Source organism: Amycolatopsis sacchari, from assembly GCF_900114035.1.
Lineage (GTDB): Bacteria > Actinomycetota > Actinomycetes > Mycobacteriales > Pseudonocardiaceae > Amycolatopsis_E > Amycolatopsis_E sacchari.
Genome location: NZ_FORP01000001.1, coordinates 238,523 through 257,881, shown reverse-complemented (window position 1 = coordinate 257,881; position 19,359 = coordinate 238,523). Strand labels below are relative to the sequence as shown.

The 19,359-nt window shown below is 73.5% G+C and carries 24 protein-coding genes and 1 pseudogene; 17 read left to right on the top strand and 8 right to left on the bottom strand.

Annotation, left to right across the window (positions count from 1 at the left end; genetic code table 11):
* The first annotated feature begins 38 nt into the window (after nucleotides 1–38).
* Genes BMZ92_RS01285 through BMZ92_RS01275 form a run of 3 tightly spaced genes read left to right on the top strand, consistent with a single transcriptional unit; the run spans nucleotide 39 to nucleotide 2,702 of the window.
* On the top strand, nucleotides 39–722 hold the full coding sequence (locus tag BMZ92_RS01285; RefSeq protein WP_091503684.1) for a class I SAM-dependent methyltransferase: 684 nt from the start codon (nucleotides 39–41) through the stop codon (nucleotides 720–722).
* Entirely contained in the window at nucleotides 719–2,194 is a 1,476-nt protein-coding gene (locus tag BMZ92_RS01280) for an FAD-dependent oxidoreductase (protein WP_091503682.1), read from the top strand. Before BMZ92_RS01285 ends, BMZ92_RS01280 begins: the two co-directional genes overlap by 4 nt.
* A 16-nt stretch (nucleotides 2,195–2,210) precedes the next feature.
* Entirely contained in the window at nucleotides 2,211–2,702 is a 492-nt protein-coding gene (locus tag BMZ92_RS01275; protein ID WP_091503680.1) for an MSMEG_6728 family protein, read from the top strand.
* On the opposite strand, the gene BMZ92_RS01270 is transcribed toward BMZ92_RS01275, so the two are convergent.
* On the bottom strand, nucleotides 2,683–3,480 hold the full coding sequence (locus BMZ92_RS01270) for a class I SAM-dependent methyltransferase (protein WP_091503679.1): 798 nt from the start codon (nucleotides 3,478–3,480) through the stop codon (nucleotides 2,683–2,685). The two genes, BMZ92_RS01275 and BMZ92_RS01270, sit on opposite strands and share 20 nt — an antisense overlap.
* A 43-nt stretch (nucleotides 3,481–3,523) precedes the next feature.
* Between BMZ92_RS01270 and BMZ92_RS01265 the strand changes: the two genes are divergently transcribed.
* The gene (locus tag BMZ92_RS01265; RefSeq protein WP_091503677.1) at nucleotides 3,524–4,114 is read left to right on the top strand and encodes a TetR/AcrR family transcriptional regulator; all 591 of its coding nucleotides are present in this window, start codon (nucleotides 3,524–3,526) and stop codon (nucleotides 4,112–4,114) included.
* On the opposite strand, the gene BMZ92_RS01260 is transcribed toward BMZ92_RS01265, so the two are convergent.
* The gene (locus tag BMZ92_RS01260) at nucleotides 4,111–5,118 is read right to left on the bottom strand and encodes a Rieske (2Fe-2S) protein (protein ID WP_091503676.1); all 1,008 of its coding nucleotides are present in this window, start codon (nucleotides 5,116–5,118) and stop codon (nucleotides 4,111–4,113) included. The genes BMZ92_RS01265 and BMZ92_RS01260 overlap by 4 nt on opposite strands.
* A gap of 135 nt (nucleotides 5,119–5,253) precedes the next feature.
* Between BMZ92_RS01260 and BMZ92_RS01255 the strand changes: the two genes are divergently transcribed.
* The 5 genes from BMZ92_RS01255 to BMZ92_RS01235 are packed head-to-tail and all read left to right on the top strand — an operon-like array spanning nucleotide 5,254 to nucleotide 8,458.
* On the top strand, nucleotides 5,254–5,577 hold the full coding sequence (locus BMZ92_RS01255; protein ID WP_091503674.1) for a putative quinol monooxygenase: 324 nt from the start codon (nucleotides 5,254–5,256) through the stop codon (nucleotides 5,575–5,577).
* A 6-nt stretch (nucleotides 5,578–5,583) separates the two neighbouring features.
* Nucleotides 5,584–6,588, top strand: a complete 1,005-nt coding sequence (locus tag BMZ92_RS01250) for a glycoside hydrolase family 172 protein (protein WP_091503673.1) — start codon at nucleotides 5,584–5,586, stop codon at nucleotides 6,586–6,588.
* A gap of 33 nt (nucleotides 6,589–6,621) precedes the next feature.
* Entirely contained in the window at nucleotides 6,622–6,957 is a 336-nt protein-coding gene (locus BMZ92_RS01245) for a PadR family transcriptional regulator (protein WP_091503671.1), read from the top strand.
* Entirely contained in the window at nucleotides 6,954–7,769 is an 816-nt protein-coding gene (locus BMZ92_RS01240; RefSeq protein ID WP_091503669.1) for an ATP-binding cassette domain-containing protein, read from the top strand. The genes BMZ92_RS01245 and BMZ92_RS01240 overlap by 4 nt, the downstream gene beginning before the upstream one ends.
* Nucleotides 7,766–8,458 carry an ABC transporter permease gene (locus BMZ92_RS01235; RefSeq protein ID WP_091503668.1) on the top strand — a complete coding sequence of 231 codons (693 nt, stop codon included), beginning with the start codon at nucleotides 7,766–7,768 and terminating at the stop codon, nucleotides 8,456–8,458. Before BMZ92_RS01240 ends, BMZ92_RS01235 begins: the two co-directional genes overlap by 4 nt.
* Here BMZ92_RS01235 and BMZ92_RS01230 read toward each other — a convergent pair.
* Both BMZ92_RS01230 and BMZ92_RS01225 read right to left on the bottom strand, forming a co-directional pair.
* Nucleotides 8,455–9,120 (bottom strand): HAD family hydrolase, encoded by a 666-nt coding sequence (locus BMZ92_RS01230; protein WP_091503666.1) that lies wholly within the window; start codon nucleotides 9,118–9,120, stop codon nucleotides 8,455–8,457. The genes BMZ92_RS01235 and BMZ92_RS01230 overlap by 4 nt on opposite strands.
* A gap of 39 nt (nucleotides 9,121–9,159) precedes the next feature.
* Nucleotides 9,160–10,086 (bottom strand): TauD/TfdA dioxygenase family protein, encoded by a 927-nt coding sequence (locus tag BMZ92_RS01225; RefSeq protein ID WP_091503665.1) that lies wholly within the window; start codon nucleotides 10,084–10,086, stop codon nucleotides 9,160–9,162.
* Nucleotides 10,087–10,327: 241 nt separating this feature from the next.
* Between BMZ92_RS01225 and BMZ92_RS01220 the strand changes: the two genes are divergently transcribed.
* The 5 genes and pseudogenes from BMZ92_RS01220 to BMZ92_RS01200 all read left to right on the top strand — a co-directional run bounded on the left by BMZ92_RS01220 (nucleotide 10,328) and on the right by BMZ92_RS01200 (nucleotide 13,122).
* On the top strand, nucleotides 10,328–10,735 hold the full coding sequence (locus tag BMZ92_RS01220; protein WP_091503663.1) for a hypothetical protein: 408 nt from the start codon (nucleotides 10,328–10,330) through the stop codon (nucleotides 10,733–10,735).
* A 43-nt stretch (nucleotides 10,736–10,778) separates the two neighbouring features.
* Nucleotides 10,779–11,669 carry a TIGR04222 domain-containing membrane protein gene (locus BMZ92_RS01215; protein ID WP_091503661.1) on the top strand — a complete coding sequence of 297 codons (891 nt, stop codon included), beginning with the start codon at nucleotides 10,779–10,781 and terminating at the stop codon, nucleotides 11,667–11,669.
* Nucleotides 11,669–12,472: an MbnB/TglH/ChrH family RiPP precursor modification enzyme gene (locus BMZ92_RS01210; protein WP_091504289.1), complete on the top strand. Its 804-nt coding sequence runs from the start codon at nucleotides 11,669–11,671 to the stop codon at nucleotides 12,470–12,472. The genes BMZ92_RS01215 and BMZ92_RS01210 overlap by 1 nt, the downstream gene beginning before the upstream one ends.
* A gap of 36 nt (nucleotides 12,473–12,508) precedes the next feature.
* A pseudogene (locus BMZ92_RS01205) lies at nucleotides 12,509–12,793 on the top strand (SCO6045 C-terminal-like domain-containing protein); the annotation flags it as partial.
* A gap of 74 nt (nucleotides 12,794–12,867) precedes the next feature.
* Nucleotides 12,868–13,122, top strand: a complete 255-nt coding sequence (locus BMZ92_RS01200) for a hypothetical protein (protein WP_143249771.1) — start codon at nucleotides 12,868–12,870, stop codon at nucleotides 13,120–13,122.
* Nucleotides 13,123–13,147: 25 nt separating this feature from the next.
* Here the strand turns inward: BMZ92_RS01200 and BMZ92_RS01195 are convergent, their stop codons facing one another.
* The gene (locus BMZ92_RS01195; RefSeq protein WP_091503657.1) at nucleotides 13,148–14,026 is read right to left on the bottom strand and encodes a universal stress protein; all 879 of its coding nucleotides are present in this window, start codon (nucleotides 14,024–14,026) and stop codon (nucleotides 13,148–13,150) included.
* A 196-nt stretch (nucleotides 14,027–14,222) separates the two neighbouring features.
* Here BMZ92_RS01195 and BMZ92_RS01190 point away from each other — a divergent pair, with 196 nt between their 5' ends.
* The 3 genes from BMZ92_RS01190 to BMZ92_RS01180 all read left to right on the top strand — a co-directional run bounded on the left by BMZ92_RS01190 (nucleotide 14,223) and on the right by BMZ92_RS01180 (nucleotide 15,638).
* A complete protein-coding gene (locus BMZ92_RS01190; protein WP_091503655.1) occupies nucleotides 14,223–14,651 on the top strand; it encodes a pyridoxamine 5'-phosphate oxidase family protein in 429 nt (142 codons plus the stop codon).
* 106 nt (nucleotides 14,652–14,757) lie between these two features.
* On the top strand, nucleotides 14,758–15,150 hold the full coding sequence (locus tag BMZ92_RS01185; protein WP_091503654.1) for a helix-turn-helix domain-containing protein: 393 nt from the start codon (nucleotides 14,758–14,760) through the stop codon (nucleotides 15,148–15,150).
* A gap of 125 nt (nucleotides 15,151–15,275) precedes the next feature.
* Entirely contained in the window at nucleotides 15,276–15,638 is a 363-nt protein-coding gene (locus BMZ92_RS01180; RefSeq protein ID WP_177228491.1) for an STAS domain-containing protein, read from the top strand.
* Between the two features lie 4 nt (nucleotides 15,639–15,642).
* Here BMZ92_RS01180 and BMZ92_RS01175 read toward each other — a convergent pair whose 3' ends face one another.
* The 3 genes from BMZ92_RS01175 to BMZ92_RS01165 all read right to left on the bottom strand — a co-directional run bounded on the left by BMZ92_RS01175 (nucleotide 15,643) and on the right by BMZ92_RS01165 (nucleotide 19,358).
* A complete protein-coding gene (locus BMZ92_RS01175; RefSeq protein ID WP_245782822.1) occupies nucleotides 15,643–17,286 on the bottom strand; it encodes a PucR family transcriptional regulator in 1,644 nt (547 codons plus the stop codon).
* A gap of 84 nt (nucleotides 17,287–17,370) precedes the next feature.
* The gene (gene menC, locus BMZ92_RS01170; protein ID WP_091503650.1) at nucleotides 17,371–18,477 is read right to left on the bottom strand and encodes an o-succinylbenzoate synthase; all 1,107 of its coding nucleotides are present in this window, start codon (nucleotides 18,475–18,477) and stop codon (nucleotides 17,371–17,373) included.
* Nucleotides 18,474–19,358, bottom strand: coding sequence for a GNAT family N-acetyltransferase (locus BMZ92_RS01165; protein WP_091503648.1), 885 nt, complete (start codon nucleotides 19,356–19,358; stop codon nucleotides 18,474–18,476). The genes menC and BMZ92_RS01165 overlap by 4 nt, the downstream gene beginning before the upstream one ends.
* Nucleotide 19,359 lies beyond the last annotated feature (1 nt).

Below are 19,359 nucleotides of genomic sequence, written 5' to 3'. Positions count from 1 at the left end.
GCACTGCCGCGGCTTGCCGCGTCCGATCAGGAGGCGGCATGAGCGAGCTTGCCACGGCGTTCGACCGCGGGTCGCGCGCCTACGACCGGCTGGTCGGCCTCAACCCCGGCTACCACGCGCACCTCCGCCGGTCGGCGGCCGCGATCCCCGCCGGCGCCCGGCGCGTGCTCGACGCGGGCTGCGGCACGGGCGCGTCGACCGCCGCGGTCCTGGATGTCTTGCCCGGCGCGGAGGTCGTCGGTATGGACGCGTCGGCGGGGATGCTGGCCCAGGCCCGGCGGAAGCCCTGGCCGGGCCGGGTGGAGTTCGTGCACAGCCGGGTCGAGGACCTGGCCTCCTCCGGCGTGACGGGACCGTTCGACGCGATCTTCGCCGCGTACCTGATCCGGAACCTGCCGGACCCGGACACCACGCTCACCGCGATGCTGGACCTGCTGCGGCCCGGCGGGGTGCTCGTCGTGCACGACTACAGCGTCGCCGACAGTCTCCGCGCCCGGCTGACGTGGCACGCGGTGTGCTGGTCGGTGATCATCCCGCTGGGGCGGGTCGTGGGCGGTGACGCGGGGCTGTACCGCTACCTGTGGCGCAGCGTGCTCGGCTTCGACGGCGCGACCGAGTTCGCCGGACGGCTGCGGCGCACCGGCTTCACCGGCGTCCGCACCACGACCATGACCGGCTGGCAGCGCGGGATCGTGCACACGTTCCGGGCGGAAAAGGCATGAGGGACCGGAAGAGGGTGCGGTTCGCCGCGCCTGCCGGCGCTCCGCGGGTCCCCGAACCGAAGCGCGTCGCGGTCGTCGGCGGCGGGATCGCCGGGCTGACGGCGGCCACGGCGCTCGCCGAGCGCGGGGTCACCGTCGAGTTGTTCGAGCGTGAGCCGTACTGGGGCGGGCGCGTCGGCGGCTGGACCACGAAGCTGCCCGACGGCAGCACGGTCGGCATGAGCCGCGGGTTCCACGCGTTCTTCCGCCAGTACTACAACCTGCGTGCGCTGCTCGCCCGGGCGGATGTCGAACTGCGGCCGGTGACCGACTACCCGCTGCTCGACGAACACGGCCACACCGACACCTTCCGCGGCCTGCCCCGCACCCCGCCGTGGAACGCGTTCGGCTTCGCCCTGCGCAGCTCCACGTTCACGTTGTCCGGCCTGCGCAAGGTGAACATGCGGGCCGCACTGTCCCTTGTGGACGTTCGCGTGCCGGAGAGCTACGAACAGCTCGACACGGAGAACGCCGCCGACTTCCTGGCGCGGATCCGGTTCCCCGAAGCGGCGCGGCACCTGGCGTTCGACGTGTTCTCACGCAGCTTCTTCGCGTCACCGCAGCGCCTGTCGGCCGCCGAGCTGGCCGTGATGTTCCACCTGTACTTCCTGGGCTCGGCCGAGGGCCTGCTGTTCGACGTGCCGCGCGAGCCCTTCCACACGCTCTGGACCCCGGTCACCGACCGGCTCGCCGCGCTCGGCGCCCGCCTGCACCCGGCCACGCCCGTCACGGCGGTCGAGCCGGGCTTCGCCGTGCACACGGCGGACGCCTCGTACGAGGTCGACGGAGTGGTGCTGGCGCTGGAGATCCCCGCGCTGCGGGAGCTGGTCGCCGCGTCCCCGCTGGGGCCGCCGGAATGGCGTGACCAGATCGCCGCGCAGGAGACCGCGCCGCCGTTCCTGGTGCGCCGGCTGTGGCTCGACCGCCCGGTGCGCGCCGACCGCCCGCCGTTCCTCGCCACGGGCGGGCTGCCGCCGCTGGACAACATCAGCGTGCTGGACCGCTACGACGCCGACGCGGCGGCGTGGGCCGCGCGCAGCGGCGGCTCGGTGGTGGAACTGCACGCGTACGCGGCGGCGGACCGGGAAACGACCGGCAAGGAGCTGCTGGCGCGTTTGCACGCGATCTATCCGGAAACCCAGCAGGCGACGATCGTGGGCGACCGGGAGGAGTGGCGGGCCGACTGCCCGTTGTTCGCGCCCGGCACGTACTTCCGCCGCCCGGCCGTCGCCACCCCGGTGCCGGGGCTGGCACTGGCGGGCGACGGCGTGCGCGCCGACCTCCCCGTCGCGCTGATGGAACGCGCGGCGACGACGGGCTGGCTGGCGGCGAACCGGCTGCTCGCCGGCTGGGGCACGGCGGGGCACCCGCTCACGACCGTGCCCGTGCGCGGGCGGTTCGGGCCGCTCCGGGCGCTGGCCCGCCTGCGGTGAGAGAGAGGGAGACCCGGTGCAGACCTTCCTGCCGTACCCGGACTTCGCGGCGACCGCCAGGGTCCTGGACCCGCGGCGGCTGGGCAAGCAGCGGGTCGAGACGCTGCAGGTGCTGCGGGCGCTGACGGTGCCGGGCTACGGCTGGCGGCACCACCCCGCGGTCAAGATGTGGTGGGGCTACGAGGAAGCGCTGACCCGGTACGGCCTGCAGATGTGCGAGGTGTGGACCTCCTCGGGGCGCGAGGACACGTGCGCGGTGAAGCTGACGGAGGACCTGCGGCGGGCGACCGGGCTGACGCTCGTGCGCACGGAGGTTTCCTTGCTGGAGGCCGGGGAGATGCCGCCGTGGTTCGGCGACCAGGACTTCCACCGCAGCCACCAGTCGGCGCTGGTGCGCAAGGACCCGGAGCACTACGCCCGCTGGTTCCCCGACGTGCCCGACGACATCCCCTACGTCTGGCCGGCTTCCGACCGCGAGCCCCGGACGACTAGTCCCGAACCGCGGTGACGACCGCCGTCGTGTAGGGCATGGTCAGGTCGCCGCCCAGCTCGTCGATCGCGGCCCCGACCGCCTGCGTCACCTCGGCCAGTTTCTCCGGTGGCAGCCGGGTGAACATGCCGTGCGTGGGCAGCTGGTCCAGCCACTCCTCCCGCGTGTAGGTGCGTTCCCAGTCGAACAGCCACCGCTCCGGCTCGCCGAACGCGCCCGTGCTCCGCAACTCCTCCGCCGTCCTGTCCAGCCCCGGCCGGTAGACGTCCATCGCGCGCTTCGGCAGCTTCCGGACGTCGAAGGGCGAGTCCGGCACCACCCGCTCGTACACCGCGACGAACGCCTGCCGGACGGGTTCCGGCAGGTCGAACACGTGCCAGAACAGCGCCACCCGCCCGCCGGGCCGCAGGACCCGCGCGGCCTTGGCCGCTCCGGCGACGGGATCGACCCAGTGCCACGAGGTGCCCGCGACGAGCGCGTCGAACGAGCGGCCCGCGGGATCCCAGTCCTCGAACTTGGCGACCTCCACCTCGAGGCCGCGCTGCCGGGCGAAGCCGGCCATCCGCGCGTCGGGTTCGACGCCGAGCACCCGGCAGCCCGCCGCCTGGAACTGCCGGGCCTCGATGCCCGTGCCGCAGCCGACATCGAGGAACTCCCGGCCCGGGCTCGCGGCCACGACCCGTTCGACCAGTGCTTCCGGGTAAGGCTGCCGTGTCCGGTCGTAGCGTTCGGGGTCTCCTCCGAACGACTCGGCGATCTCCCGGGCTTCGTGGGGCTGCTGAGGTAAAGTGGGCATGCGCCCACCATAGTGGGCAAGCGCCCATTAGGAAAGGACGGCGATGCCGACCGGGGTCCACCTGCGCGACGTGCGCACCCAGCTGTTCGACGCCGCCGAGCGCATCCTGCTGCGGGACGGGCCGGGCGCGCTCACCAGCCGCGCGGTCACCGCCGAAGCGGACGTCGCGAAAGGCGTGCTGCACAAGCACTTCGCCGACTTCGACGGCTTCCTCGCCGAGCTCGTGCTCGACCGCGTCGACCGCATGCGGCCGCGGTTCACCGCCCTGCGTGAGGCCGCCGGGACCGGCGACGTCGCCGGGAACGTCACGGAGGCGCTGACGGAGTTGTTCGGTTCGGTGGCCGTCGCGATCATCCCGCTCATCACCTTCCGGGACGAGCTGCGGGCGCGGCTGCGCGAGCACGTTCCGACGGGTGTGCCGATCCTGAGCGAGGCGGGCACCCTGCTCGCCGCCTACCTCGCGGCCGAACGGGACCTCGGCCGTCTCGCGCCGGACGCGGACGTCCACGTGCTCGCCGGCACCCTGCTCGGCGGCACGCACCTGCTGTTCGCCGACCGGCAAGGGCCGCGGCCCGAACCCGCCGCCGTCCACAAGGCCGTGACGACGGTGCTCGCCGGGGCACGACCGTCCTAACGCGACTCCCGCAGGGCGTAGCGGCGTTCGGCGTAGGCGAGGTCGTCGCGCCACAACCGCGTCGCAGCACGGCGCATCAACGGCCGGAGCGCGGGCGCGGCCCGGCGGGCCAGCGCGAACCCCGGACGCGGCGAGGTCGCGATCGTCGCCTCCAGCACCGCCGTGCGCGGCCTGCCGTCCGGGCCCGGCCCCAGCGGGGTCGCGTGTGTTTCCACGACGCTGCCGGTGCCCTCGCCCTCGATGATCGTCATGACCACCGTGCGCGGCTCGGGGCAGGTGAACTCGGCGCGCACCGGCACGCCGAGGCCGGGCCCGACCCGGAAGGTCACGTCGACGACGAACCGGTCGTCCTCCTCGGCAGCGTCGACCGCGGGTGCCGAGCGGACGGTCAGGTGCGCGAACGAGTACGGGTGGAACCACGAGCCGTGCCAAGGGTCGAGCCGGTTGGCAACCACATCGGTCGGCTCGCACACACCGACCAGCCGCGTCACCGCCGCGACGCTGCCCGGCGCCGCCGGGCGCGCGGGAAGCACCGGCGCGGGCAGGGGTTCCTCGCCGCCGGGCCCGTCGAGCCGGGCCCACACCAGCACCCCGTCGTCGTGGCTGGGCACCGGTTCCCAGCCGTACTTGCCGTTCGCGCCGACCGGCAGCCCGTGCCACCGGCACACCACCGTGTCGCACACGACGCGCCCGTCCGCCAGCGGCGCGCCGAGGTGCGGGCACTCCCCCGGCCCGACGACCAGCTTTCCCGCGCTGTCACGCCAGGCGACCAGTTCCCGCCCCGCGATCCGCGTGCCGAACGGACGGCCGGGCCGCACGTCGCTGCTCGCGGCGAAGGCGAACCAGTTGCCCGACGGACGCGCTTCCGCACGCTTCGCGGCCGCCTCGATCACCGCGGGCGAGGCGGCTTTGAAGGTCGGCTCCTGCGCCGACCACAGCTCCCGCGGCGTCGGCTGCACCGGCCACCGGGAAGGCCACTTCCGGGGGAACCCGAGCTGCGCCACGTGCGCTCCTTTCCGCTGGTGTGCGCGTCCATCCTCCCCGGTGCGCCTGCCCCGCGCATCTCTTCGGTGGACGCGGCGCGAGCGGGACTGGGACAGTACGGGGAGGCAGGGCAGCCGCAGCGAACGAGGAGCGAAATGATCTTCATCACCGCGAAGTTCCGGATCAAGCCCGAGTACGCCGACCAGTGGCCGGAGATCTCCCGCGAGTTCACCGAGGCCACGCGCGGGGAGGTGGGCTGCCTGTGGTTCGACTGGTCGCGCAGCCTCGACGACCCCACCGAGTACGTGCTCGTCGAGGCGTTCAAGGACGACGACGCCGGTGCCGCGCACGTGCAGTCCGCCCACTTCAAGGCCGCGCAGGAGAAACTGCCGCCGCACCTGGCGGAGACGCCGCGGATCGTGAACTTCTCGGTCCCGCAGGAGGGCTGGTCGGAGCTGGGCGAGATGGCCGTCCGGTAGCCCGTCGTGGACGAGCTGTGGCGGCTGTGGCCGGGCACCGCCGGTTCGGTCAGCCCCGAGAACCCCGACGGCGCCAAGGGCGGCGGCGCCAGGGCGACGGAAGGCACCGGTGCGGAGGCTGCGCGCGAACTGGGCCGGGGCTGGAAGGTCTCGCCGTCGATCATCCTGCCGGACGGCGGTACCGCGACGCTCGCCGACCTCACCGGGCCCGGCATCGTCACGCACCTCTGGCTCACCACGGACGTCAGCAGGCTCCAGTCGCTCACCCTGCGGATGTACTGGGACGACGAGGAGTACCCCGCGGTCGACGTGCCGCTCGGCGCGTTCTTCGGCACCGCCTGGCCGGAACTCGCGCTCCTCGACTCCGAAATGATCGTCGTGGCGCCGGCGGGCGGGCTGAACAGCTACTGGCCCATGCCCTTCCACCGCCGCGCCCGGATCACGCTCGGCAACACCAGCGGGGCCGACGTACCCGTGTACCACCAGATCAGCTACCGGCTGCGGGAACTGCCGCCGGACGCCGCACACCTGCACGCCGCCTGGCGCAGCAGCGACCCGCTCGGTTCCCCCGCCGTCCACACCTTGCTCGACGGCGTCACCGGGCCCGGGCAGTACGCGGGCACGTACCTCGCGATCGCACCGCGGGTGCCCGGCTGGTGGGGCGAGGGCGAGATCAAGTTCTACCTCGACGGCGACCAGGAGTTCCCGACGATCTGCGGCACCGGCACCGAGGACTACTTCGGCGGCGCGTGGAACTTCGACCTCGGCGGCCGGTACGCGACGTACTCGACCCAGTGGCTGGGGCTGCACCAGGTGCTGCCGCCGGACGAGATCTACCAGCCGGACCAGCGTTTCGGCGCGTACCGCTGGCACGTGCGCGACCCGGTCACGTTCACCCAGGACCTGCGCGTGACGCTGCAGGCGCTCGGCTGGCAGTCCGGCGGCCGCTACCTGCCGCTGGCGAACGCCGCCGTCTCGACCACGGCGTACTGGTACGCCCAGCCTAGGTAGGACCGCTACCTAGTGGTGCGCTAGCTTGTCCGCATGGATTCCGACCGGCGGGCCCAGTGGCTGCGAGGCGTGCTCGCCCCCTGCGTGCTGGCGCTGCTGGCGCGGCGCGAGTCGTACGGCTACGAACTCGCCCGGGAGCTCGCCGCGGCCGGGCTCGGCGAGATCCCCGGCGGCACGCTCTACCCGCTGCTGCTGCGCCTGGAACGCGACCACCTGGTCGAGTCGGTGTGGCGGGAGGGGACGACCGGTCCCGCCCGCAAGTACTACCGCGCCACCACCGCGGGCAGGCGGGCCCTGCGGGAGCTCACCGCCGACTGGGAGGTCTTCTCCCGTGGCGTGGCCTCGATCCTCGGGAAGGGGCAGGCATGAGAGGGCACCACGACTGGTTCTCCGCGCTCGCCGGTGAGTTGCACCGGCGCGGAGTGCCACCGGAGACCGCGCGGGGCGTGCTCGCCGAAGCGGCGGCGCACCTGCGCGAGAGCGGCGGGCACCCGGTCCGGGTGTTCGGCTCCCCCGCCGCCTACGCGACCGCGGTCGCCGACAGCGTCGGGCGCCCGCGGCGTCCCGCCGGGGACGTCCTGCTGGAGGTCCGCGGCCTCACGAAGAGGCTCGGCCGCCGCACGGTGCTCGACGGGGTGGACCTGACCGTGCGCGCCGGTGAGATCGCGGCCGTCGTGGGTGCCAACGGCTGCGGCAAGAGCACCTTCCTGCGTGCCTGCGCGGGACTGTCGCGAGTGGACACCGGTGAGGTCAGGGTGCACGGCACCCTCGGCTACTGCCCGCAGGACGGTGGTACCGCGGACTTCCTCGTACCCGACGAGCACTTCGTCCTCGTCGGCGCCGGCCGGGGCATGGCACGCGGGGACGCGATCGGCACCGGGCGCCGGAGGGCCGCGGACCTCGACTGGGACCCGCGGGACGCCGGCCAGGCGCGCCACCTCTCCGGCGGCACGCGGCAGAAGCTGAACCTGCTGCTCGCGACCTTGGGCGAGCCGGACGTGCTGCTGCTCGACGAGCCCTACCAGGGCTTCGACCGGGGCACCTACCTCGACTTCTGGCAGCTGCTGTGGCGGTGGCGGGACGCGGGCAAGGCCGTCGTCGTCGTGACGCACCTGCTGGACCGGATCGACGACGTGGACCTGGTGCTCGACCTGACCCCGGCGCGGAGGGCGGTGGCATGACCAAGATCGGCACGGTGTGCGAGATGGCGCTGCGGGAGCTGCTGCGGCGCCGGGCGGTGCTGGTGATCCTCCTGCTGCTGCCGCTGGCGTTCTACCTCAGCAGGCGCGGGGACCACCTCGGCCAGTCCATCCGCTTCGTGTGCCTCGGCCTCGGCTGGGCGCTGAGCACGGCGGCGCTGTTCGCCGGGAACGCGAGCCGGGGTCTCGAACCGCGGCTGCGCCTGTCCGGCTACCGCGGCCGCCACCTCTGCCTCGGCAGGCTCGTCGCGCTGTGGCTGACGGGCGCGGTGCTGGCGGCCCCCTACTTCGTGCTCGTCCTGGTGGACCAGCACGACGTCCGCTACGGCTCCATCGCGCTGATCATGGCGCTCACGATCCTGGTGTCGGCGCCGTTCGGGCTGGCGCTGAGCGCCGTGCTCCCCCGTGAGCTGGAGGGCACGCTGGTGCTGCTGGCCGTGGTGGGCCTGCAGATGATGGCGGATCCGGAAAGCCCGCTCGCCAGGGTGCTGCCGTTCTGGTTCAGCCGGGAGATCGGCACCTACGCCATCGACCACGTGGGCGCGGCCTACCTCGCGCGCGGGCTGGTGCACGGGGTGCTCAGCGCGGTGGCGCTGCTGGCCGTCGTGGCCATCGCGACGAGGATCCGGCTGCGGCGGCACTCCCACGTGCGGTTCCTGTCCGCGCGTTAGCTCCGGCGGGGCTTCCCCGTGGGCAGGTTCGGCAGGTCCGCACGCAGGTCGTCGAGGTTCTCGTACACCCGGGAAGCGCCGTTGTCGCGCAGTTCCCGCTCCCCGAACCCGCCCGTGCGGACGGCGACCGACGGCAGCCCGATCCGCTCCGCCGCCTGGCAGTCCCACACCGAGTCCCCGACCACGACGGCCTCGTCGTCACCGGCTTTGCGCAGCGCGACCTCGATCAGGTTCGGCTCGGGCTTCGTCTCCGACACGTCGCCGGAACTGGTCCAGTCGTTCGCCAGCTCGCGTGCGTCGAGCAGGTCGAGGTACTTGTCGACGTGGTCGGGCTTGCCCGAGCTGGCGAGGACGACGGTGTACCCGGCGTCGCGGGCGGCTTCGAGCAGGCGGCGCGCACCCTCGATCGGGCACACCTCGTCGAGGATCGCGTCGACCTCCTTCTTCCACACGTCCCGCACGCTGTCGCCGAGGCGGTCCTCGACGTCCTGCCCGGCGACGGTGGGCACCAGCTGGTCCCCGCCCATGCCGATCGCGCGGTGGATGCGCCAGACCGGCACGGTCACGTCGAACCGCCGGAAGGCGCGGAACCACGCCAGCGCGTGGTGGTAGTTGGTGTCGACCAGGGTGCCGTCCACGTCGAGGACCAGTACACGACTCATGCGGCCAGGATTGCCCTCGGCGCCCCCGGGACAAACCCGTCAGTACGGCCGGTCCCCCGCGATCGCGACGCGCTCGGCGATCCTGGCGTGCGGTGCGTAGTCGTTGACGGCGTAGTGCTGGGTGGCGCGGTTGTCCCAGAACGCCACGGCGTTCTCGGTCCAGCGGAACCGCACCTGGAACTCCGGCACGTGCGCCTGCACGAAAAGCAGCCGCAGCAGCTCGTCGCTCTCCTCCCGCGGCAGGCCGACGATGTGCGTGGTGAAGGCCGGGTTCACGAACAGCGTGCGGCGCCCCGTTTCCGGGTGCGTGCGCACGACGGGGTGCTCGACGGGCGGGAACTCGGCCTGGCGCGCGGCGAGGAACTCCGGGTCGGAGAAGCGGACGAACCCGGGCACGAAGTCGTGCACGGCACGCAGGCCGGTGATCCGCTCCCGCACGCCGGCGGGCAGGTTGTCGTAGGCGGCGGCCATGTCGGCCCACATCGTGTCCCCGCCCTGCGGTGGCACGCGCACCAGCCGCAGCACCGAGCCGAGCGCGGGGTTGGGCCGGAAGGTCACGTCGGTGTGCCAGATGTTCTCGAACGCGGGCATCCGCGCGTCGCGGGCGAACCGCGTGACCTCGTCGGAGTTCCCCTTGGGCAGCAACGGGTTCGTCTCCAGCTCGCCCCAGTTCCTCGCGAACGCGCGCTGGTGTTCCGACGTGATGTCCTGGTCGCGGAAGAACAGCACCTTCCACTCCAGCAGCGCCCGGTTCAGCTCCGCGCGCAGCGGCGCGGTGAGCGGCCGCGCGAGGTCGACGCCCTCGATCTCGGCGCCGATGACCCGGCCGAGCGGGCGCAGCGTGAACAGGTCGTAGGGCCGGGACTCGACGCCTTCGGACAGCCGGCGCAGCACGCGCGGGCCTTCCAGGATGCCGGGATCCGGGACGCGGGCGGGACGCAGGAGGGCACGGGTGTCCACCGTCATGTCGAACTCCTCGCTCGAGAAAAGGCTTGCGGGTGAAGGGAAAGCGGCGGCGAGGTCAGTGCGGCGGCGAGCCCAGGCGACCACGGCGCCGCAGGAGAGCGGTCACGTTCGACATGGCACCGATGGTCGCCAGCCACCGCGCGCCCGGTCAACCCCGTTCACATCCCGGGACTCGTCGCCGCCCGCCCGGTGTGCTTGACTGCTCACGATCCGCAGTCGGTCCGGCGAGAAGGGAGCGCGGGTGGCGACCTGGCGCGAGCTCGTGACGTTCATTCGGCAGTCGTATCGCGTGATCCGGGACGAGCCGGAGGAGCTGCGCATCCGGCTGCGCTTCCGCAAGGACCCGGAGGACGAGGAACGCACCCAGATGGTGGTCATCGCGCGCGAGGTGCTGGACAAGCGCGAGGAGTGGGTGCAGATCGCGACGCCGTTCGCGCGCGTGGACGAGTGCGACCTGCACTCCGTGCTGGCCGAGATCGGGCACACCACCGTCGTCGGCGGCGCCGTCGTCATGGGCGAGTACCTCGTGCTGCGGCATTCGCTGCCGCTGAAGAACCTCGACATCAACGAGTTCACCGACCCGCTGGAACTGGTGACCGGCTCGGCCGAGCTGCTCGAGGAGCAGATAACAGGTCGTGACGACTACTGACGTTTCGCCCCGGAAGATCCTTTTCCCGGGTTAGGCTCCCGCCATGGAGCCTTGGGGGTTGTCGGGGCCGCAGTTCCTCGGCGTGTACGTGGGCGCGCTGCTGGTCGCGGGCGCGCTGACGGCCGCGCTGCGGTACCTGCTGGCGTGGCGGCCGGCCGCGGGCGCGCAGGCCATGCTGACCGTGGACGAGGCGGCCTTCCTGGTCGGCGGCCCGAAGCGCCTCGTCGACACGGCGGTGGCCGCGCTGGTGCACGCCGAGCGGCTGCGCGTGCAGCGGGGCGGCCGGTTGCGGGCGGTGGGCAGGCGTGCCACCGGCTCCCCGCTGCGGCAGGCCGTGTTCGACCACGTCAAGGAACGCGGCGGGAGCACGCTGCGGCAGGTCCGTTCGGTGCTGGGCACCTCCGCTCCGGTGCGGGCGGTCCAGGCGTCGCTCACCGAGCGCGGGCTGCTCGTCCCGCCCCGGGTGAGCACCCTGTTCGTGACCGCGCTGCCCCTGCTCGCCGTCGTGGCGCTGGGGGTGGCGCGGCTGGTGAACGGCATCCGGCTGCACCGGCCGGTCGGGTTCCTGGTCGTACTGGTGGTGCTGGCGGCCGTCGCCGCGGGCGTCGCGCTGCGGCCGCGGGCGCGGTGGCTGAGCCGGGCCGGTGCCCACGTGCGCTCGGCCGTGCTGGGCGCCGAACCGCGGCGGCACAGCCACATCCGGGTACCGGTGCTGGCGGGTGCGGTGGGCCTGGTCGCCGCGGGCGGGCTGGTGGCCTACCCGGACGAGGCGATCGCCCAGCAGCTGCGCGCGACCGGCTACCCGGGGTCGTCCGGGGGTGACTCCAGCGGGTCGTCGTGCAGCAGCGGGTCGTCGTGCAGCAGCGGGTCGTCGTGCAACAGCGGTTCTTCGTGCGGTGGCGGCGGGTGCGGCGGAGGCGGGTGCGGCGGCTGATGGGCGCGCTGGGTGTCGGGCTCGGCTGGCGGCCGGAGCTGGACCTGACCGTCGAACGGCTGCCGGGCGTGGATTTCGTCGAGGTGGTCGCCGAGAACGTGCGGCCGGACCGGCTGCCCGAATCGCTGGCGGTGCTGCGGGAACGCGGCACGCCGGTGCTGCCGCACGCGGTGTCGTTGTCACTCGGCGGCGCGGAACCACCGGACCCGGCGCGGGTGCGGCACCTGGCGGAGCTGGCCGAGGCGCTCGACGCGCCGCTGGTGAGCGATCACGTGTGCTTCGTCCGCGCGGGCGGGCTGGACTCCGGGCACCTGCTGCCGGTGCCCCGCACGCGGGAGGCGCTGGACGTGCTGGTGGCCAACGTCCGCGCGGTCCAGGAAGCGCTTTCCGTGCCGCTGGCGCTGGAGAACATCGCGGCGCTGCTGGAGTGGCCGGACGCGGAGCTGACGGAGGGCCAGTTCCTGGCCGAGCTGACCGGGCGGACGGGCTGCCTGCTGCTCGTCGACGTGGCGAACCTGTACGCCAACGCCCGCAACCTGGGCACCGATCCCGTGGCGCTGCTGGACGAGCTTCCGCTGGAACGCTTGGCGTACACGCACATCGCGGGGGGCGTGGAGCACGACGGCGTGTACCACGACACGCACGCCCACCCGGTGCGGCCGGAGGTGCTGGCGTTGCTCACCGAGCTGGCGGCCCGCACCGATCCGCCGGGCGTCCTGCTCGAACGCGACGACGACTTCCCCGCCGACAGCGAGCTGGCCGCCGAACTGGCGGCCATCCGCGCGGCACTGGGCACGGGATGACAACAGCCGCGGCGGGACCGGCTCGCGGCGGCGCAGGCCGCGTTGCCGCGGGCCCTGCTCACCGGGGCACCGCCACCGGAGGGCTTCGACGAGGAACGGCTGCGCGTCGAGTCCGCCGCCTTGCGGGCCAAGCGCGGCCGGGTCGTGGCGAAGCTGGCGCCGGACGAGTGCCGGCGGCTCGGAGAGCGCTTTCCGGACCTGTTCGCCGAGTACGCCCGTGCGCACCCGCGCACGGAAGGCGTTCGCGCGCGGGAGGACGCGCGCGCCTTCGTCGCGTGGGCGCGGAGGCAGGGGCACCTCCGCCGCCGCTGGTGGCGGTGACGTGGCAGCATTTTGACGACAACGTGCCGGACTGCCACTCGTGGTACACCGTCGTTCCGGGGACCCTGGCAGACATGAGGTTCCTGGCACGAATCCGCGAGTTCCTGGCGACGCAGCACGAGCTGGCGCAGCGGCAGGCGCTGCTGGACCGGCCGTGGGAGGAGGACCTGCTGCACTGGGCCTTCGACGGGCGCGAATGGCACCTGCACGGCCACCTCGCCCCGCCGCCGAACCGGCGCCGGTACAGCACCACCACCTCCGGCTGGTGCCCCGGCCTGCGCGTGGCCCGTTCCCGGGCCGACGACGTGCGGCTGCGGGAGAACAGCTGAACCTCCGTCCACTGTGGACAAAGGGTCAGCCGCGCGCCCGCACCACCATCACCGGTGCCCGCCCGTGCTGCACGAGCGCCTGGCTCGTCGAGCCGAGCAGCAGGCCCTGGAACCCGCCGCGGCCGCGGCTGCCGACCACGACGAGCCGTGCCTCGGCGCTCCACTCCAGCAGGCAGTGGCGCGGGCGGTCCTTGACCACCACGCGCTCCACCTCGACGTCCGGGTACTTCTCCTGCCAGCCGGCCAGGCTTTCGGCGAGCACGCGCGCCTGTTCCCGCTCGCTGGGCTCGACCTCGATCAGCGCGTACTCGAGCGGCGTGCCGAGCGCGTAGTCCACGTCCCGCCACGCGTGCACCGCGACCAGCGGGGCGCGCCGCCACGCCGCTTCGTCGAACGCCTGCCCGAGCGCCGCCACGCTCCCCGGGCTGCCGTCGACGCCGGCCACGACGGGACCGCCCTCGTGCTCCTCGCCGCGGACCACCACGACGGGGCAGTCGCTGCGTGCCACGACGGCGGTCGCGGTCGAACCGGCGAGCATGCCGGCGAACCCGCCGCGGCCGTGGGCGCCCAGGACGATCGAGTGCGCCCGCTTCGACACGTCGACCAGCAGCGGCACCGGCGGGACCTGCGCGCGCTCGGTGGTCACGGCGAGGCCCGGCGCCACCTTGCGCGCCTCGGCCGCGGCCTCGGCCAGCTGCGTGCGCGCGAGCTGTTCGACGGCGTCGACCGGCTCCGGCGGGACGGGCAGCCCGGCGCCGTAGTAGCCCAGCGCCGGTTCGGCCCCGGACACCAGGTGCAGCCCGAGGTTGCGGGGCGCGGCTTCCGCGGCCGCCCACCGGACGGCCCGCAGCGCCTGCGCGGAACCGTCGACACCGGCGACGATCGCGCCGTTGAGGTCAGTCATCGCTCTTCTCCCTGTTCCCGGTCACCACGTCCGGCCCCCGGCAGCGGGGCCGGGATCCACGGTAGGAACGGGAAAAACGCACCGCTGCGGAAGATCGTCCCGGACTTTGAGGACCAAGGACCCTCCTGCCCGCGCTCGCCAGGCGGGCAGACTGGATGCCGATGTCGATGGTGCCGACTGTCCGGACGGAGCGGTCATGAGCGAGATCCGGCCGCTGACGCCGAGGGAATGCGTGGAGCTGCTGGCCACCCAGCCCCTCGGCCGGCTGGCGTTCTCCGAGAACGCACTCCCCACCGTCCGGCCCGTGAACTTCTTCCTGCACGACGGGGACATCGTGGTGCGGACCAGCCGCTCGGGCTCGATCGCGAGGCTCACCAAGGAGGTCGTGGCCTTCGAGGTGGACAGCATCGACCCGGCGACGCACACGGGCTGGAGCGTGGTCGTGATCGGCAAGGTCAAACCGGTGACCGACGTGACCGACCTGGTCGCCCTGTCCGGTCCCCGGCACCGGCCGTGGGCCGACGGCGAGCGCTCGCACTTCCTGCGCATCCCCATCGATATCGTCAGCGGCCGGTTGCTGCGGCTGGCCGAACCCGGCGCCGTCACGGACGCCGCCGCCAGCTGAGGCGGCGCCGCTCCATTCGCGGACACGTCCACTCCGGACGGTCCTTTGTGTCCACTTTCACCGGGAAGGGTGGTTTTTCCCCACCCGGTCCGGACCATTCACGATCATGGCTCCACACGTTCCCGCGCCCCGCTTCCGGGCGGACGCCCTGCTGCGGCGGGCCCGGGTGGTGCACTGCCCCGGCCACGAGGCTGGGCGGGTCGCCCCCTGCCGGGTGCGCGCGCTGCTCGCCGCCCGGGGGCTCACGGCGGCCCAGCTCGCCAAGGCGACCGGCCGGCGTGAGGCCACCGTCCAGGGCTGGCTCCACGGCCGTCTGGTACCCGGGGACGAGGACACGCTCCTCGCACTGGCCCGGCTGTTCCGGGTCGACCTCCCCGCGCTCGTCGACTCCGGTGAGCCCTGCCCCGTCCAGTACGTCCGGGCGGCCTGCGCCGCACTGCACCTGCCCGCCGGCCCGGTCCTCGGGCAGCTCCGCACCCCGCAGCCGGCGCGCCCCTGAGGTGACCGACGGCGAGGCCGGAGGTGGGCTAAGCTGGACGCGCCACGGTTATAGAGCAGCGGTGGCTCGCCAGACCGTTCCTGCCAGCGAGCCGAGGTCCCGTGAACCCTCTGTCGTGCCCCTCCGTGGTGGCACCGCACGCGTTGCTGTCCGTCAGCACGACGTGGCCCCGCACCGGTGTGTGCGCGCTCGCCGCGGACGGCGAGATCGATGTCTCCAGCGTCGCCGTGCTGTCGAGGGCGCTGGCGCTGGCCACCGCGGAGGCCCCGGCCGCACTGGTCCTCGACCTGGCCCGGGTCCGGTTCCTCTCCGCCGCCGGCGTCGACGTGGTCGCGGGGCTGTTCACCCGCGGCCGCCGGGACGGGTTCGCCGTCCGGGTCGTCGCTTCGACGCGGCTGGTCCGGCGCGTCCTCAGCCTCGTGGGACTGGACCAGGTGCTGGTCGTCCACGACACGCTGGACGCCGCGTTGAATTCCCTCAGCGTATAGGTCGTTATACGGAGCGCGGCGGAGCGACGACCCGCAGCTGCAGCATCGCCGCGAAGCGGGCCTCCGGGTCGGTGAGATCGATGCCGCCCACCTCGGCGAGGCGGCGCAGCCGGTAGCGGAAAGTGTTCGGGTGCACGTAAACCGCGGCCGAGGCGGCGATGACGTCACCGAACGCGTCCAGCCAGGCTCGCAGCGTTTCGACGAGCCTCGTGCCGTGCTCCTCGTCGTAGGCGAACAAGCGCGCCACCGGCCCCGTCGGCCGGTCACCCCGCGCGGTCACCAGGTCCCGCAGTTCCAGCAGCAGCGCCTCGACGTGCACGTCGGCCAGCCGCGCGACCCGGCGCCCGCCCGCCCGCTCCGAGCGGAGCACCCGCAGTGCGCGGTCGGCGCTCGCCCGCGCCTCGGCCAGCCCCGCCCCGTCCTGCGCGACCGGCCCGATCCCCGCGACCACGCGCACCCGCTCCCCCACCCGGTCCAGGAAGTCGGAGGCGATCCGCACCGCGCGCTGTTCGGGATCTCCCGTGCGCGCCACCGGAACCAGGCCGTACGCGACGTCGCCGACGAGCGCGGCGGCGCACCGCGGGTGCACGGCGGACAGGTGCATCGCGAGCCCGTCGCTGATCCGCTGGCGTTCCGTGGCCAGTCCCGCGTCGTGCTCGTCCTCGTCGAGCACCGCCAGTGCCAGCACGACCACGGGCTGGTCGGCCAGCCCCGGGCGGGTCAGCGCCTCGCGCGCGCCCGCCCCGCCCTCCAGCGCGGTGCTGACCAGGTCGGTCCGCAGGCGGCGTTCGACGTCGGCACCGGCCCTGATCCGCAGCATGTGCAGCGCCACCAGCCGCGCGGCGTCCCGCAGCGCCTGTTCGCGGTCCTCGCTCAGCGGTTCGCGCACGGCCGCCCAGATCGAGCCCAGCACCTCGTCCCCTGCCCGCACCGCGACCGCGACCCTGGGCAGGGACAGCCCGTCCACCGCCTGCTCGGGAAGTCCGAAGTAGACGGTCGCGTCGCTGCGGTACAGCTCGCGGAAGACCCCGCGTTCGGTGAGCATGCGGGCGAAGCGTTCGGGCACCTGGCGGCCGAGGATCGTCTCGACCCGTGACGGGTCCGCCTCGTCCTGCCTGCCGGAGAACGCCAGCACGCGGGAGCGGCGGTCCTCGATGGTGACGGGCGCGTCGATCAACGCGGCGATCGCGTTGGCCACCGCGAACAGGTCACCGGACGGGAGCCCGGCCAGCGTCTCCTGCTCGCCCTCCCCCACGTCGCCCTCGGCGAGCAGGGACCGCAGCATGGCCGCGAGCTGCGCCCACGAAGCGCCGCGGGTCAGCCCGAGCAGCGCGACGCCCGTCTCCTCGACGGCCGCGGTCACCTCGTCGGTCAGCACGACGGGCGCCCGCACCACGAGCCCCGCCGCGTCGTGCCGGGCGAGCGCGCGCAGCAGGCGCACCACTTCGTCCGACTCGCTCAGCCCCACCCCCAGCACCAGCGCGTGGTGGGGCAGCACGGGTTCTTCGAGCGGGTCGTGGATCGCGACGCCGCCGATGTCCCCGGCGACGTCGCGCTGCCCCGCGACGAGTTCCAGCAGCGTTTCGCCCAGGTCGTCGAGAACGCGGCCCAGGCTGGCTTGCGGACGCAGGTTCACGGAAACGAGCACCTCCCGAAGCTAGGAGCCGGGAGGTCAGCCTAGTTCGTCGCCGAGGACGACATCAGCCGCCGGATTCGTGCCGGCGGACGAACGTCACCAGGAAAGCCACTCCGTGGACGTGGTGACCTCGTCCAGCACCTCCGGGATCGGGTCGACCCCGATGCCCGGCGCCGTCGGCACCGGGAGGTGGCCGTCCTCGAGCACGAACGGCGGGGTGATGTCGGTGCGGTAGTACCGGCCGGAGGCCGAGGTGTCGCCGGGCAGCGTGAAGCCCGGCAGCGCGGCGAGCGCGACGTTCGCCGCGCGGCCCAGCCCGGACTCCAGCATCCCGCCGCACCACACGGGCACGTCGTGGGCGGCGCACACGTCGGCGATCCGGCGCGCTTCGAGGTACCCGCCGACACGGCCCGGCTTGATGTTGACGACGTGGCAGGCGCCCAGCTTGATCGCGTCCGCCGCCGACTTCGCCGAGGTGATCGACTCGTCGAGGCAGATCGGGGTGCGCACGGTCTTGGCCAGCTCGGCGTGCGCGAGCACGTCCTCCTCGGGCAGCGGCTGCTCGATCAGCAGCAGGCCGAACGGGTCCAGCCGCGCCAGGTGCCGGGCGTCGGCGAGGGTGTAGGCGGTGTTGGCGTCGACCTGCAGCAGCACGTCGTCACCGAACCGCTCGCGCACGGCACGCACCGGTTCGACGTCCCAGCCCGGCTCGATCTTGAGCTTGATCCGCACGTAGCCCTCGTCGAGGTAGCCGCCGACGGCGTCGAGCAGTTCACCGGTCGAGCCCATGATCCCGACCGAGACCCCGCACGGCACGCGGTCGCGCACGGCGCCCAGTTCCCGTGCCAGCGTCCGGCCCGACGCCCGCAGTTCCGCGTCGAGCACCGCCATCTCCAGTGCCGCCTTGGCCATCCGGTGCCCCTTGAAGTGGGCCAGCGCGGGCCCGACCAGGTGCGCCTCCAGCCGCTCGTGTGCCGCGAGCGCCGGCACGAGGAACCGCCGCAGCACGTCGGCCGCCGCGTCCACGTACTCCGAGGAGTAGACCGGGTCGGGCAGCGTGACGCACTCGCCCCAGCCCTCGGCGTCGCCGGTGACGGCGCGCAGCAGCAGGATGTCCCGCGTGGTCTGGGTGCCGAAGGACGTCCGGAACGGGGCCACCAGCGGCATCGCGATCCGGCGCAGTTCCAGTCCCGTCAGTTTCATCGCCCGTCCTCCCTCGTCACCACGTACCACCCCGCCCGGTCGAAACCGGCGATGCGCGCGCCACCGCCGACCAGCGTCCCGAGCGTCTCCCGCACCGCGACCCGCCAGTCCTTCGCGACGCCGGGATCGGTCACCCGCAGCTTCTCGATGTCCCGCGGCACCGCCACGAGCAGCACGTCGCCCTCCGTCGTGCCCGGTACCGGGGCGCCCTGCTCCGACCGTCCTAACGCGACAGTGGCGCCGCGGGCGCGTTCCGCCTCCGCCGACAGCGGGCCCGGCGTGCCGTCGCACGCCGCGAGCACCGCCGGCGAGTCCAGCCGCCAGTACACGAGCAGACGGTCGGTCTCGTCCTCGCCGTTGATGCCGTCGCGCATCCCGCCGTAGAAGTTGGGCAGGTACTCGGCGGCGGTGGCCCCGAGCTTGGCGAGGTTGAAGTAGGCGTTGCGGCTGACCAGCGGGTCGAAGGTCCACTCGATCCCGGTGATCCCCCGCCGCAGCGCCCACGCCCGCTGGTGCAGTTTCAGCGCGAGGCCGACGCTGCGGCCCGCCATCGCCGGGGCGACCCCGGCGATGTGGCTGTGCAGCACCTCGGCGGCCGGCGTGCCGAAGAAGCCGACGCACGCGCCGACCAGCTCCCCGTCGGCGTAGGCGCCGGCGACGTAGTTGCCCGCCTTCGTCAGCGCCCGCATCAGTTCGGTGGTGATCGGCGGGTTCTTCGGGTCCGGCCGCCAGATCCCGTCGAACAGCCGGTACACGGTGTCGAACCCGTCGAGGTCCGCGATCTCCGCGACGGTGACGCCCGCCGCGTCGGCGGCGCGGCGCGCGGCCTCGGCGGCGGGCTGGCCGGGAAGCCCGGCGTTCGCTCTGACGGTCTGCGCCACG

Coding starts and splice junctions, on each gene's coding strand:
- BMZ92_RS01285 (WP_091503684.1), top strand. CDS start 39: ATGAGCGAGCTTGCCACGGCGTTCGACCGCGGGTCGCGCGCCTACGAC.
- BMZ92_RS01280 (WP_091503682.1), top strand. CDS start 719: ATGAGGGACCGGAAGAGGGTGCGGTTCGCCGCGCCTGCCGGCGCTCCG.
- BMZ92_RS01270 (WP_091503679.1), bottom strand. CDS start 3,480: ATGCCCACTTTACCTCAGCAGCCCCACGAAGCCCGGGAGATCGCCGAG.
- BMZ92_RS01265 (WP_091503677.1), top strand. CDS start 3,524: ATGCCGACCGGGGTCCACCTGCGCGACGTGCGCACCCAGCTGTTCGAC.
- BMZ92_RS01255 (WP_091503674.1), top strand. CDS start 5,254: ATGATCTTCATCACCGCGAAGTTCCGGATCAAGCCCGAGTACGCCGAC.
- BMZ92_RS01245 (WP_091503671.1), top strand. CDS start 6,622: ATGGATTCCGACCGGCGGGCCCAGTGGCTGCGAGGCGTGCTCGCCCCC.
- BMZ92_RS01240 (WP_091503669.1), top strand. CDS start 6,954: ATGAGAGGGCACCACGACTGGTTCTCCGCGCTCGCCGGTGAGTTGCAC.
- BMZ92_RS01235 (WP_091503668.1), top strand. CDS start 7,766: ATGACCAAGATCGGCACGGTGTGCGAGATGGCGCTGCGGGAGCTGCTG.
- BMZ92_RS01230 (WP_091503666.1), bottom strand. CDS start 9,120: ATGAGTCGTGTACTGGTCCTCGACGTGGACGGCACCCTGGTCGACACC.
- BMZ92_RS01225 (WP_091503665.1), bottom strand. CDS start 10,086: ATGACGGTGGACACCCGTGCCCTCCTGCGTCCCGCCCGCGTCCCGGAT.
- BMZ92_RS01215 (WP_091503661.1), top strand. CDS start 10,779: ATGGAGCCTTGGGGGTTGTCGGGGCCGCAGTTCCTCGGCGTGTACGTG.
- BMZ92_RS01210 (WP_091504289.1), top strand. CDS start 11,669: ATGGGCGCGCTGGGTGTCGGGCTCGGCTGGCGGCCGGAGCTGGACCTG.
- BMZ92_RS01200 (WP_143249771.1), top strand. CDS start 12,868: ATGAGGTTCCTGGCACGAATCCGCGAGTTCCTGGCGACGCAGCACGAG.
- BMZ92_RS01195 (WP_091503657.1), bottom strand. CDS start 14,026: ATGACTGACCTCAACGGCGCGATCGTCGCCGGTGTCGACGGTTCCGCG.
- BMZ92_RS01190 (WP_091503655.1), top strand. CDS start 14,223: ATGAGCGAGATCCGGCCGCTGACGCCGAGGGAATGCGTGGAGCTGCTG.
- BMZ92_RS01185 (WP_091503654.1), top strand. CDS start 14,758: ATGGCTCCACACGTTCCCGCGCCCCGCTTCCGGGCGGACGCCCTGCTG.
- menC (WP_091503650.1), bottom strand. CDS start 18,477: ATGAAACTGACGGGACTGGAACTGCGCCGGATCGCGATGCCGCTGGTG.